We start from the raw sequence: 12,092 nt of genomic DNA, 5'->3' as shown, positions 1-12,092 counted from the left end.
CGAGCGCCTCGCCCTTCGTCGTCGACGGGGTTCCGATCATGGCGCCGTCGCGCGGAGAACGAGCGCGATCAGTGCGGAGAGTTCGTCCGGGCGGGGGACGAGATGCTCGGAGCCGTTCACGTCGAGCGAGTTGTTGAAGTAGAGGCCGTCGCCGAGCAGCATGACGAGATCGAGGCCCGCCTGGTCGCGCACGTGCGGGCGGATGGTGTCCTCCCAGCGTCGGCGCGAGTCCCGAAGGGCGTCCGCAGCGGCGACCGAGCCGCCCTGGGCGAGCCGTGAGGCAGTGAGCAGTGCACGATCGAGAGCGTCGTCCTCCATGACGGATGTGCGGACGTAGTACGAGACGGGGTCTTCGTCGGCGGAGTCCATACGAGCGAGGTCGGCGGTCGTCAACTCGTCCAGGCGCTGCAGGAGTCCGGCGACGAGTTCGTCCTTCGAGCCGAAGTGGTAGAGCAGTCCGCCCTTCGAGACGCCGGCGGCCTTGGCGGTCGCCTCGATGGTCGCGGCGCGCTCGCCCTCGGCGAGGACGAGCTCTTCGAAGGCGTCGAGCACGCGCTCGCGGGCGAGGGGCGGTCGGGGCATCGTGTCCTCTGCTCAGTCGTCGATCAGGGTCGGTTCTGTTACTATACCAGCCGGACGGTTTAGTAATGCCGCCGCAGAAAGTGAGAGGTGTGACATGACCCGGACCGCGTCGATCCCGACGGCAGGAACGGATGCCCCCCGCGTCGGAGCCCGCGGATGGGCCGCGCTCATCGTGCTGATGCTCCCCGTGCTGCTGGTTTCGGTCGACAATACGGTGCTGAGCTTCGCACTGCCCGAGATCTCCATCGCGCTCGCGCCCTCGGGGGCCGAGCAGTTGTGGATCATCGATGTCTATCCACTCGTGCTCGCCGGACTCCTCGTGACGATGGGGACCTTGGGCGACCGATTCGGTCGTCGACGGATGCTGCTGATCGGTGCGAGCGGATTCGCCGCCGTCTCGGTGCTCGCGGCGTTCGCCCCGACCGCCGGCCTGCTCATCGCCGCCCGTGCGCTGCTGGGATTCTTCGGCGCGATGCTCATGCCCTCGACCCTCTCCCTGCTGCGGTCGATCTTCGTGAACCGCGATCAGCGACGTCTCGCGATCGCCGTCTGGGCGTCCGCGTTCTCCGCCGGATCCGCGCTCGGCCCCATCGTCGGCGGATTCCTGCTCGAGCACTTCAGCTGGGGCTCGGTGTTCCTCATCGCCGTGCCGGTGCTCATCCCGCTGCTCATCGCCGCCCCACTGCTCGTTCCCGAAAGCCGCGACCCCCACCCCGGACGCATCGATCTGCTCAGCATCGCCCTGTCGATGGCCGCGATGATCCCGGTCGTCTACGCGATCAAGTCCTTCGCGGTCGACGGGCCCTCGGTCGCCGCCGGTGCATGGGCGCTGCTCGGCATCGTGATGGGTGTGCTCTTCGTGCGTCGCCAGCTCCGCGCGGATATCCCGATGCTCGACATGGCTCTCTTCCGGCGGGGAACCTTCTCGGGGGCGATCCTGGTGAACCTGCTCAGCGTCGTCGCGCTCGTCGGCTTCCTGTACTTCGTGTCGCAGCATCTGCAGCTCGTGCTCGGCCTGTCGCCGATGATGGCCGGTCTGGCCCTCGTGCCCGGCATGGCCGTGATGATCGTCGCCGGACTCGGCGTCGTGCCGATCTCGCGGCGCGTGGCACCGCACCTCGTCGTGCCGATCGGTCTGGCGTTCTCGGTGGCGGGGTACCTGGTCGTGGCGTTCACGACCCATGAGCACGGTGTCGCTCCGCTGATCATCGCCTTCGTGGTGCTCGGCATCGGCATCGGCGCTGCGGAGACGATCTCCAACGAGCTGATCCTCTCGAGCGCGCCGGCCGAGAAGGCGGGCGCGGCCAGCGCTGTCTCGGAGACCGCGTACGAGCTCGGCGCGGTGCTGGGTACCGCGGTGCTGGGCGGCATCATCACCGCGTTCTACCGGGCCGCGATCGTGCTTCCGGCGGGGCTGCCCGCCGAGACGGCGGATGCCGCGCGCGAGACCCTCGCCGGTGCCTATACCGCGTCGAGCGAGCTCTCGGGCGCGCTGGGCGACGAGCTGTGGCGGGCCGCAGCGGACGCGTTCGGATCGGGTGTCTTCATCACCTCGCTCATCGGCGCGGGACTCGTCGTGGTCGCGGGCGTGATCGCCGCCGTCACACTGCGTACGCGCACCCCGCGCTGACCAGTACGCTGGGGGAACCGAGCCGTCGACACCGACTCGCGGCTCGGTTCCCGAAGCAAGGAGTGTCATGTCGCGTGTCGTGAAGCTGGCCGTCATCCCGGGTGACGGCATCGGTCCCGAGGTCATCGCCGAAGCCGAGAAGGTGCTTGACGCGGTCACCGCCGAGACGGACGTGACGTTCGACAAGACCCGTTTCGCACTCGGAGCCGCACGGTTCCTCGAGACCGGCGATACGCTCACCGACGACGACCTCGCTGCGATCTCCGCGCACGACGCGATCCTGCTCGGCGCGGTGGGCGGAACGCCGGGCGACCCGCGGCTCAAGGACGCGAACATCGAGCGCGGCCTGCTGCTCAAGCTCCGCTTCACGCTCGACCACTACGTGAACCTGCGACCCTCCAAGCTCTTCACGGGTGCGGCGGGTCCGCTGGCGAACCCGGGCGACATCGACTTCGTCGTCGTGCGCGAGGGCACCGAGGGGCCGTACGTCGGCAACGGGGGAGCGATCCGTCGGGGCACCCCGCACGAAGTCGCGAACGAGACCTCGGTGAACACGGCGTTCGGTGTCGAGCGCGTGGTCCGCTACGCGTTCGAGCTCGCGGAGCGTCGTCGCAAGAAGCTCACGCTCGTGCACAAGACGAACGTTCTCGTGCACGCCGGCGCCATCTGGCAGCGGGTCGTGAACGAGGTCGCGGCCCAGCATCCCGATGTCGCGGTCGACTACCTCCACGTCGATGCCGCCACGATCTTCCTCGTGACGGATCCCGCGCGTTTCGACGTCATCGTCACCGACAACCTCTTCGGTGACATCCTCACCGATCTCGCCGGTGCCGTCACCGGCGGAATCGGACTCGCCGCCTCGGGGAACATCAATCCCTCGGGCGCCTTCCCGTCGATGTTCGAGCCGGTGCACGGTTCGGCGCCCGACATCGCGGGGCAGCAGAAGGCCGATCCGACCGCTGCGATCCTCTCGATCGCGCTGCTGCTCGACCACCTCGGCCTCACGGCCGAATCCGCACGCGTCAGCGCGGCGGTCGAGGCGGACATCGCGAGCCGTGACGGCGCGCGCACCACCGCCGAGATCGGCTCCGCGATCGCCGCACGCCTCTGATCCGCAGGCGTAGGCTGGAACCGCGCGAGGACGCGTACACCCCTCAGAACGGAACATCACCATGACGACCATCGACGCACAGGCAGCAGTGGCTCCGCTCGATTTCGCTGTGACCAGGAACCTCGCCGCGGCATCGCCCGCACGAGTCGCCGAAGTGCTGGAGAACCCCGGCTTCGGCGTCGTCTTCACCGACCACATGGTCGACATCTGCTGGTCGCTCAAGGGCGGTTGGCACCGACCGCGTGTGCAGCCCTACGGCCCGATCCCGCTCGATCCTGCGGCATCCGTGCTGCACTACGGCCAGGAGATCTTCGAGGGCATCAAGGCTTACCGCCACGCCGACGGGTCGATCCACACCTTCCGTCCCGACCGCAACGCCGCTCGCCTGCAGGCCAGCGCGCGGCGCCTCGCGCTTCCGGAGCTGCCGACCGAGTACTTCGTCGAGTCGCTGCGTCAGCTCATCGCAGTCGACGGACGCTGGGTGCCGTCCGGCGCCGATCAGAGCCTCTACCTGCGGCCGTTCATGTTCGCCAAGGAGGCGTTCCTCGGGGTGCGCGCTGCGCAGAAGGTGGCGTACTACGTCATCGCGAGTCCTGCGGGCGCGTACTTCACCGGAGGCGTGAAGCCCGTACGCATCTGGCTCTCCGAGAAGCACTCCCGCGCGGGTCGCGGTGGCACGGGCAAGGCGAAGACCGGTGGCAACTACGCGTCGAGCCTCCTGCCGCAGGCACTGGCGAGCTCGAAGGGCTGCGATCAGGTCGTCTTCCTCAACGAGAAGAACGACGTCGAGGAGCTCGGCGGCATGAACGTCGTGTTCGTCTTCAAGGACGGCCGCATCGTCACTCCCGAGTCCGACAGCATCCTCGACGGCATCACGCGTGACTCGCTGCTGCAGCTCGCCGAAGACCGCGGGTACACGGTCGAACGTCGCGCGATCTCGATCGACGAGTGGCGCGAGGGCGTCGCCTCGGGCGACATCACCGAGGTCTTCGCATGCGGCACGGCCGCGGTCGTCACCCCGATCGGCGCCCTCGTCGGTGAGGGTTTCGACGAGCCGCAGCCGATCGGAGAGCTCGCGCTGTCCCTTCGCGAAGAGCTCACCGACATCCAGTACGGGCGCCGCGAGGACCGCCACGGCTGGCTGCTGCGCCTCGACGCCTGACCGCTCCCACGACACGAGACCCCGCTCCGCCGAACCGGTGGGGCGGGGTCTCGTCGTCGGAGCCGCTGGATAGGCTGGAGTCATGAAGATCGCCCGATTCAGCCATGACGACGCCATCCTCTTCGGGATCGTCGATGAGACCGATCTCGTCGTCCTCTCGGGCGACCCGCTCTTCGCCGGGTACGAGCCGACCGGTGACCGTGTGCCGATCGCCGACGCCGTCATCCTCGCCCCGGTGATCCCGCGATCGAAGATCGTCTGCGTCGGCAAGAACTACCACGACCACGCCGCTGAGATGGGCGGTGAGGCCCCGGAGGAGCCGCTGCTCTTCCTCAAGCCGAACACCGCCGTGATCGGCCCGGGCGACACGATCGTCCGTCCGACGATCTCGGAGCAGACCGAGTACGAGGGCGAGCTCGCTGTCGTGATCGGCAAGGTCGCGAAGAACGTCGCGGCCGCGGATGCCCTCGACTACGTGCTCGGATACACGATCGGCAACGACGTGACGGCCCGCGACCTGCAGCGCAAGGACGGCCAGTGGGCGCGGGCGAAGGGCTTCGACACCTTCTGCCCGCTCGGCCCGACGATCAACACGGACTTCGACCCGTCCGAGGCGACGATCGAGACGCGCGTCAACGGAGAGGTCCGCCAGAAGGCGCCGCTGACCGACATGATCCATTCCGTCGAGGAGATCATCGCCTACGCGTCGGCCGTCTTCACGCTGCTCCCGGGCGATGTGATCCTCACCGGAACGCCCGCGGGCGTGGGCACCTTCACGGCCGGTGACACGGTCGAGGTCGAGATCACCGGTCTGGGCATCCTGCGCAGCGCCGTGCGCGACGCCGTTCCCGCGGCATGAGCGCGCCGGCCCTCACCGCCGCGCAGCAGTCGGCGGTGCAGCGGCGCACGGTCCTCGTCCTCTCCCTCGGGCAGGTTCTCGGAGGGATCGCCTTCGGCGCGACGGTATCGCTCGGTGCACTCCTGGCCGCCGACATCTCGGGTGACGACGCGCTCTCAGGGCTCGCCACGGCGTCGGTCACGCTCGGCGCGGCGCTCTGCGCGATCCCGCTCGCGCGTCTCGCCGCTCGCGTCGGCCGTCGAAGGGCGCTGACGCTCGGCAACCTCTTCGCGCTCGTCGGCATCGCTGTCGTCATCCTTGCGGCGTCGCTGCGCGTCTTCCCCCTGCTGCTCGCCGGCATCATCCTGATCGGTGCGGGCAACGCGGGCAACCTGCAGTCGCGCTTCGCGGCGACCGATCTCGCTGCTCCTGCCCATCGTGGCCGTGACCTGTCGATCGTCGTCTGGGCGACGACGATCGGCGGCGTCGCCGGCCCGCTGCTGCTCGGGCCGGGGGAGATCGTCGGCGCCGCGATCGGGATGCCGCCGCAGACCGGGTCGTACGTCTTCTCGTTCGTCGCGCAGTCGGCGGCTCTCGTGCTCTACCTCGTCGCGCTGCGCCCCGATCCACTGCTGGCGGCGCAGCGCATCGCGACCGTCGCGGCGGAGGCCGCGAGAGTCCCGGTCGCCGACCGCCCCGTCGTCGCGCGCTACGCGATGTTCGCGATCGCGGGTTCGCACGTCGTGATGGCCTCCGTGATGGCGATGACCCCGATCCATCTGTCCCACATGGCGCACAGCATGCACGCCGGGCATGATGCGGCGGCCGCCGCGGCCGATGTCTCCCAGCTCGTGGGGATCACGATCGCACTCCACGTCGCCGGCATGTACGCGCTGTCGCCGGTCTTCGGCATCCTCGCCGACCGCTGGGGGCGGCTGCAGACGGTGCTGTTCGGCCAGGTGCTGCTCGGGGGATCGTTGATCTTCGCGATCTTCGCGAACGATCGGGCCTGGGGTGTGATGGTGGCGTTGATCCTCCTCGGTCTCGGCTGGAGCGCGGCGACCGTCGCCGGCGCCGCACTGCTGACCGAATCCAGCGCGCCCGAACTCCGCACCCGGCGTCAGGGGCGAAGCGACTCGCTCATGAGTCTGTGCGCGGCGGCGGGCGCCGTTCTCGCCGGGGTGATCCTGTCGAACTTCCAGTACGCGGGACTCGGGATCGCGGCATCCGTGCTGGTTCTCGTGATCGTCGTCCTGTCGCCACTGGCCCGGATGCCGCGATCGTGAAGTCGTGGGCGGGAGTCGGGGAGGCCTACGCGACCTCGTACGCCTCGCTCTGCGCGGGCACGCTCGATGCTCTGTTCGCCGCGCTCGGCCCCGCGCGGGGGCGCTCTCTCCTCGACGTCGGCGCGGGAACGGGGGAGCTTCTCGATCGAGCTGCAGGAGCAGGGTGGAGGGCGATGGGCTGCGAGCCCGAGCCGACGATGCGCGAGGTCGCCGATCGCGCCCGGCCGGGATTGTCGATCGTCGCTGCGGCTCTCCCCGACCTGCCATTCGAGAGTGCGTCCTTCGATGCGGTGACGGCGAACTTCGTGCTCAACCACGTCGATGATCCGCGGGTGTCCGCGGGAGAGATGCGTCGAGTGGTGGCGCAGGACGGCATGCTGGCCGCGACCATCTGGACGTCTTCTCCGTCCTGGTTCTGGATCGAGGTGTGCGAGCGTGCGGGTGTGACGCCGGCGCCGGGCGACCGGCTGCCGGAGGAGAAGGACTTCGCGCGCACCGCGGACGGCTTCTCGGCGATGCTGACGGACGCCGGCTGGCGCGACCTCTCGATCGTCGAACAGGACTGGACGTGGGATGTCGCACCGGCGACCCTCTGGAGATCTGCGGAGGGTGGCGTCGCCTCGGCGGGGTTGTTCTACCGTGCGCTCGACCCCGTGGATCGGGGGCGCTTCCGTGTCGGATTCGACGAAACGTGTGCCGCGCATTCCGAGGGAGGCGGGTTGCGCCTTCGCCACAGCGCGGCGTTGGCGGTGGGGCGCGCGCTCTAGAATCGAAGGGCTATGGCTACTCCTCACCCCCTCACCACGACCGCCAGCGGTGCCGACGTGCGCGTCCGCTTCTGCCCGTCGCCCACCGGCCTGCCGCACGTCGGCATGGTCCGCACCGCTCTCTACAACTGGGCCTACGCGCGCCACAACGGCGGCAAGCTCGTCTTCCGCATCGAAGACACCGACGCGGCGCGCGACAGCGAGGAGAGCTTCCGACAGCTCGTCGACGCGCTCACCTGGCTGAAGATCGACTGGGACGAGGGGGTCGAGGTCGGCGGACCGCACGAGCCGTACCGCCAGTCGCAGCGCCACGACATCTACCGCGGCGTCATCGACAAGCTCATCGCTTCGGGTGCCCTCTACGAGAGCTACTCGACCGCCGAGGAGATCGACGCCCGTAATGAGGCCAACGGTCGTGCGAAGCAGCTCGGCTACGACAACTACGACCGCACCCTGTCCGAGGAGCAGAAGGCCGCGTTCCGCGCCGAGGGGCGCCAGCCCGCTCTGCGCCTGCAGGTGCCGGACGAGGACCTCACGTACGTCGACCTCATCCGCGGAGAGGTCACCTTCCCCGCGGGTTCTTTCCCCGACTTCGTCGTGGTGCGCCCGAACGGCATCCCGCTCTACACGTTCGTGAACCCGGTCGACGACGCGCTCATGGGCATCACGCACGTGCTGCGCGGCGAAGACCTCATGCCCTCGACCGCTCGTCAGCTCGCCCTGTACGCCGCGCTCATCGACGCGGGCGTCACGACGTTCGTGCCGCGCTTCGCCCACATGCCGCTCGTGCTGGGGGAGACGGGTAACAAGAAGCTGTCGAAGCGCGACCCGCAGGCCGACCTGTTCCTGCACCGCGAGCGCGGCTTCATCCACGAGGGTCTCCTGAACTACCTCGCCCTGCTCGGCTGGTCGATCGGTCACGATCGCGACGTGTTCTCTCTCGACGAGTTCATCGCCGCGTTCGACATCGAGAACGTCAACCCGAACCCGGCCCGCTTCGACCAGAAGAAGGCCGAGTCGATCAACGGCGACCACATCCGCATGCTCGACGTGAAGGACTTCGCCGAGCGCACGATCCCGTATCTCGCCGCGGCCGGACTCTTCGACGAGCCGACCCACGAACAACTCGTGCTCGCGTTCCGCGCAGCCCCGCTCGTGCAGGAGCGCGTGCAGTTGCTGGGGGAGGTGCCCGGCATGCTCGGCTTCCTCTTCACCGAAGACATCGCCTACGAGGCCGACGCGCTCAAGGGGCTGCCGGCGAACGCCGGCGAGGTGCTCGACGCCTGCGTCGCCGCTCTCGAGCCCGTCACCGAGTTCACGCCGGAGAAGATCCAGGATGCTCTGGCGACGGCGCTCGTCGAGAACCTCGAACTCAAGCCCCGGGTCGCTTACGGCCCGCCGCGCGTCGCGATCACCGGTCGCCGCGTGTCACCGCCTCTGTTCGAGTCGATGGAGCTGATCGGCAAGGACGAGACGCTGCGTCGCCTGCGTCTGTTGTCGGGGACGCTCGCGGGCTGAGACCCCCGCCGAACGCAGAGAGGAGGACCCCGTTCCCGGTGATCCTCCTCTCTGCGTTCGGGGCGATCGCACGAGGGCGCGACACGCGCGGAGGGAGCCCCTCCATTTGGCGCTTCCCGATCCGTCCGGTAGGCTTGACTCTCGGTGCGAGGCTCCGGTTTCGCCCTTGGGGTATGGTGTAATTGGCAACACGGCGGTTTCTGGTTCCGTTGTTCTTGGTTCGAGTCCAGGTACCCCAGCACGTCGAAGAGGCCCGGAATTCCGCGAGATGCGGAACCCGGGCCTCTTGCTTTGCCCGCGGGCAGCGGGCCCCGGAGGGCCTACTCGCACTCCCCGATGAACTCGAGGTAGCAGACGGCCTCGTGGGTGACGGCGGGCTCGTAGTCGTCGTTCGACACCTCGCGGGTCGCGGTCTCGGCGGTCTTCGTCAGGTGGCCGAAGGAGCCGAGCGACGAGACGTACATGCCCTCCTGGTCGAGACCGCGCATGCGGTCGATCTCGGTGCGGTGCTGCGTGCAGAGCAGCGTCGCCGTGCCCGTCAGTTCGACATCGGCGCAGGCGCCGGCGTACTGGGCTTCCATGAGGCCGATGCAGTCGGTCCAGTCCTGGTTGACCGTGCACGGGCTCACGCCGTCATCGGCGACGTTGTAGAGGCCCGTCTCGTACTCCTCGGTGTGGAACGTCTCGGGCTTCTCGGCGACATCGGTCTTGGTCCAGTGGCGCGCGGTCGTGAACGCGATCACGACGATGATGATCGTCGCGATCAGCAGGGCGCCGACGATCGACAGGGCGACCCACAGTCCGGTGCGCTTCTTCCGGGCGGGGGCTTCCCCTCCCGGTGTTCCGAAGGGCGCGGTCGCTGCGTACGGATCCGTGGTTGCGGCGAAGGCCGGTGCCTGATCCGCGGGCGGGGCGGCGGGCGGGGGAGCCGCGGCGAAGCCGCCGACCGGTGCGCCGGTATACCCGTCGGGCGTGGAAGAAGGCGCGGGGGCCGCCTCGTGTGCGGCTGTCGAGGTCGGTGCCGCGGCTTCCGGCGCTGGAGGCGCGGGCTGGCTGATCGACTGCCAGTACCCGTACCAGCTCTGGCTGGCCTGGGGATCGGCGACGACCTGCTGGGCCTCGGCATCCGAGAGCTGGATGCCCAACGACTGGCGCGCCTGCGCGTTCAGGAGATACGAACGGAATTCATCGAGTGACAGGCCCATGCTGGCGATGATGGCAGAAACCCGCAGCGCGCGACAATCCGATGGGCATTCCTCCCCACGTCTGCGCACCTAGCAGAGCGCACGCGAGCGTGGCCAGCCCCTTCTCTGATCGGATGCCGGGCGGGCAGAGTGCTCGCATGGCAGCTCTCGTGCGCGTGATCCCCGGTGAAGACCTCGGCTTTCGCAGGATCCGATCGGGAAAGGGCTTCCGGTACGTCGACAAGGCCGGAGACGCGGTGCAGGAGGCCGATCGGGAGCGCATCCAGGACCTCGTGATCCCGCCGGCCTGGACGGACGTCTGGATCGCCGCAGACCCGCTCGCGCACATCCAGGCCGTCGGCGTCGACGGCGCGGGGCGCAAGCAGTACCTGTATCACCCGCTCTGGCGGGTCAAGCGCGATCGTCACAAGTTCGGGCGCGCGCTGGCCCTCGCCGAAGCCCTCCCGCATGCGCGCGGTCGGGTCACGCGAGCATTGCAGCACGAGACCCTGTCGCGAGAGAAGGTGCTGGCCACCGCGTTCCGGCTGCTCGATGACGGCGCACTCCGGATCGGATCGGAGCGCTATCTCGTGCGTCACGGGAGTCGCGGTCTGACGACGCTGCGCCGCCGTGATGTGCACGTGGAGGGGAGTGTCGTGTCGCTCTCGTTCCCGGCGAAGAGCGGCCAGACCGCGGCGATCGAGATCACCGACGACGTGCTCGCCGCCGTCCTCGACGACCTGGCTGCGGGACCCGACAGGGCGCCGCTCCTCGCGTACCGACGCGGTCGTCGGCGCGTCAAGATCACGCCCGCCGAGGTGAACCGCTACCTCAAGGACGTCACGGGCGACGTGTTCACGGCCAAGGACTTCCGCACCCTCCACGGCACGATCCTCGCGGCCGACGCCCTCGCGCGCATCGGCCCGCTCGACTCGCGCCGGGATCGTGAGCGCGCCGAGCGCCTCGCTGTGCAGGCCACGGCATCCGCGCTCGGCAACACGGTCGCGGTCGCCCGCAGCAGTTACATCGATCCACGGGTGTTTAAGCTCTATTCGCGCGGAAAGACGCTCGACCTCTCGGTCGCCCCGGAGACCGCGATCCGGCGTCTCCTGGGCGACACGAGACGGCGTCGCTGATCAGCTCTCGCGAGGGTAGGTGTAGAAGCCCTCGCCGGTCGCCACGCCGAGCTTGCCCTGATCGATGTAGCGCTCCTTGATGAGGTCGGCGAAAGCCTGCTGCTTCGCGTCGCCCATCCGCGAGATGTTGTAGGCGGTGGTGAGTCCGACGATGTCGTAGATCTCGAAGGGGCCGGCGGGTGCTCCGGTGCCGATGCGCCAGGTGGCGTCGATCGCTTCGGGCTCCGCGATGCCGTCGACGAGCAGTTCGCCGGCCGCCTGCAGGAACGGCACGAGGAGGGAATTGAGGAGGTAGCCCGCCTTCTCCTTCTTGATCTCGATCGGCACCATTCCGATCTGGCGTGCGAACCCGACGACCTCGGCGTACACCGCGGGGTCGGTGGCGGGAGTGCCCATCACCTCGGCGGTGTTGTGCGACCAGATCTCGTTCGCGAAGTGCAGGGCGAGGAAGCGATCGGGGCGGCCCGTGGCGCCGGCGAGGGCGCTCGGGAGAAGGGTCGACGAGTTCGTCGCGAAGATCGTCGATGCCGGCGCGGCATCCGCCATGCGCCGGTAGATCCCCTGCTTGAGCTCGAGGTTCTCCGGGACGGCCTCGATCACGAGGTCGGCTGCGGCGACGGCATCCTCCAGATCGGTGGTCAGGCGGATGCGCGGGACGGCCGCGTCCGCTCCACCGTCGGCCGCGCCCTCCACCGCATCAGCGACGTACCGCGAGGCCAGCCCGCGGAATCGTTCGCCGGCCCGTTCGAGGGCCGCATCGTCGATGTCGTAGGCGGTGACGTCGAATCCATGGAAGGCGGTCTGGAACGCGATCTGCGATCCGAGGACGCCGGTGCCCAGGACGGTGATGTTCTTCATTTCTCTTCCTTCTTCTCCGG

At 68.9% G+C, this 12,092-nt stretch carries 11 protein-coding genes and 1 tRNA gene; 9 read left to right on the top strand and 3 right to left on the bottom strand.

Annotated elements, in window-relative coordinates; all coding sequences use genetic code 11:
- Positions 1–36: 36 nt before the first annotated feature.
- Positions 37–582, bottom strand: a complete 546-nt coding sequence (locus ACIPVN_RS03270; RefSeq protein ID WP_400439386.1) for a TetR/AcrR family transcriptional regulator — start codon at positions 580–582, stop codon at positions 37–39.
- A 94-nt stretch (positions 583–676) separates the two neighbouring features.
- Between ACIPVN_RS03270 and ACIPVN_RS03265 the strand changes: the two genes are divergently transcribed.
- From ACIPVN_RS03265 to ACIPVN_RS03230, 8 genes are all read left to right on the top strand, one after another.
- On the top strand, positions 677–2,212 hold the full coding sequence (locus ACIPVN_RS03265; RefSeq protein ID WP_400439383.1) for an MFS transporter: 1,536 nt from the start codon (positions 677–679) through the stop codon (positions 2,210–2,212).
- Between the two features lie 67 nt (positions 2,213–2,279).
- A complete protein-coding gene (locus ACIPVN_RS03260) occupies positions 2,280–3,323 on the top strand; it encodes a 3-isopropylmalate dehydrogenase (RefSeq protein WP_400439380.1) in 1,044 nt (347 codons plus the stop codon).
- Between the two features lie 61 nt (positions 3,324–3,384).
- Positions 3,385–4,485, top strand: a complete 1,101-nt coding sequence (locus tag ACIPVN_RS03255) for a branched-chain amino acid aminotransferase (protein ID WP_400439377.1) — start codon at positions 3,385–3,387, stop codon at positions 4,483–4,485.
- Positions 4,486–4,567: 82 nt separating this feature from the next.
- Complete coding sequence (locus ACIPVN_RS03250) at positions 4,568–5,344, top strand: fumarylacetoacetate hydrolase family protein (RefSeq protein WP_400439373.1); 777 nt, start codon at positions 4,568–4,570, stop codon at positions 5,342–5,344.
- Entirely contained in the window at positions 5,341–6,609 is a 1,269-nt protein-coding gene (locus ACIPVN_RS03245) for an MFS transporter (protein WP_400439370.1), read from the top strand. Before ACIPVN_RS03250 ends, ACIPVN_RS03245 begins: the two co-directional genes overlap by 4 nt.
- Complete coding sequence (locus tag ACIPVN_RS03240; protein ID WP_400439367.1) at positions 6,606–7,376, top strand: class I SAM-dependent methyltransferase; 771 nt, start codon at positions 6,606–6,608, stop codon at positions 7,374–7,376. The genes ACIPVN_RS03245 and ACIPVN_RS03240 overlap by 4 nt, the downstream gene beginning before the upstream one ends.
- Before the next feature lie 12 nt (positions 7,377–7,388).
- A complete protein-coding gene (gene gltX / locus ACIPVN_RS03235) occupies positions 7,389–8,894 on the top strand; it encodes a glutamate--tRNA ligase (protein ID WP_400439364.1) in 1,506 nt (501 codons plus the stop codon).
- A 167-nt stretch (positions 8,895–9,061) separates the two neighbouring features.
- Positions 9,062–9,133: transfer RNA gene (locus ACIPVN_RS03230), tRNA-Gln, on the top strand.
- 81 nt (positions 9,134–9,214) lie between these two features.
- On the opposite strand, the gene ACIPVN_RS03225 is transcribed toward ACIPVN_RS03230, so the two are convergent.
- On the bottom strand, positions 9,215–10,099 hold the full coding sequence (locus ACIPVN_RS03225; protein WP_400439361.1) for a hypothetical protein: 885 nt from the start codon (positions 10,097–10,099) through the stop codon (positions 9,215–9,217).
- 137 nt (positions 10,100–10,236) lie between these two features.
- Between ACIPVN_RS03225 and ACIPVN_RS03220 the strand changes: the two genes are divergently transcribed.
- Complete coding sequence (locus ACIPVN_RS03220) at positions 10,237–11,214, top strand: DNA topoisomerase IB (RefSeq protein WP_400439358.1); 978 nt, start codon at positions 10,237–10,239, stop codon at positions 11,212–11,214.
- Here ACIPVN_RS03220 and ACIPVN_RS03215 read toward each other — a convergent pair whose 3' ends face one another.
- The gene (locus ACIPVN_RS03215; RefSeq protein WP_400439355.1) at positions 11,215–12,072 is read right to left on the bottom strand and encodes a 3-hydroxyacyl-CoA dehydrogenase; all 858 of its coding nucleotides are present in this window, start codon (positions 12,070–12,072) and stop codon (positions 11,215–11,217) included. It lies immediately after the preceding gene.
- Positions 12,073–12,092: the final 20 nt, after the last annotated feature.

Origin of the sequence: Microbacterium sp. NPDC090003 (assembly GCF_044748385.1) — a bacterium.
Lineage (GTDB): Bacteria > Actinomycetota > Actinomycetes > Actinomycetales > Microbacteriaceae > Microbacterium.
Note: the sequence above shows the minus strand (reverse complement) of the source record. Positions and strands in the feature narration are given on the sequence as shown.

What these genes read in the sequence shown, in the direction of transcription:
- ACIPVN_RS03265 (WP_400439383.1), top strand. Translation starts at nt 677, where the DNA reads ATGACCCGGACCGCGTCGATCCCGACGGCAGGAACGGATGCCCCCCGC.
- ACIPVN_RS03245 (WP_400439370.1), top strand. Translation starts at nt 5,341, where the DNA reads ATGAGCGCGCCGGCCCTCACCGCCGCGCAGCAGTCGGCGGTGCAGCGG.
- ACIPVN_RS03250 (WP_400439373.1), top strand. Translation starts at nt 4,568, where the DNA reads ATGAAGATCGCCCGATTCAGCCATGACGACGCCATCCTCTTCGGGATC.
- ACIPVN_RS03220 (WP_400439358.1), top strand. Translation starts at nt 10,237, where the DNA reads ATGGCAGCTCTCGTGCGCGTGATCCCCGGTGAAGACCTCGGCTTTCGC.
- ACIPVN_RS03215 (WP_400439355.1), bottom strand. Translation starts at nt 12,072, where the DNA reads ATGAAGAACATCACCGTCCTGGGCACCGGCGTCCTCGGATCGCAGATC.
- ACIPVN_RS03260 (WP_400439380.1), top strand. Translation starts at nt 2,280, where the DNA reads ATGTCGCGTGTCGTGAAGCTGGCCGTCATCCCGGGTGACGGCATCGGT.
- ACIPVN_RS03225 (WP_400439361.1), bottom strand. Translation starts at nt 10,099, where the DNA reads ATGGGCCTGTCACTCGATGAATTCCGTTCGTATCTCCTGAACGCGCAG.
- gltX (WP_400439364.1), top strand. Translation starts at nt 7,389, where the DNA reads ATGGCTACTCCTCACCCCCTCACCACGACCGCCAGCGGTGCCGACGTG.
- ACIPVN_RS03270 (WP_400439386.1), bottom strand. Translation starts at nt 582, where the DNA reads ATGCCCCGACCGCCCCTCGCCCGCGAGCGCGTGCTCGACGCCTTCGAA.
- ACIPVN_RS03255 (WP_400439377.1), top strand. Translation starts at nt 3,385, where the DNA reads ATGACGACCATCGACGCACAGGCAGCAGTGGCTCCGCTCGATTTCGCT.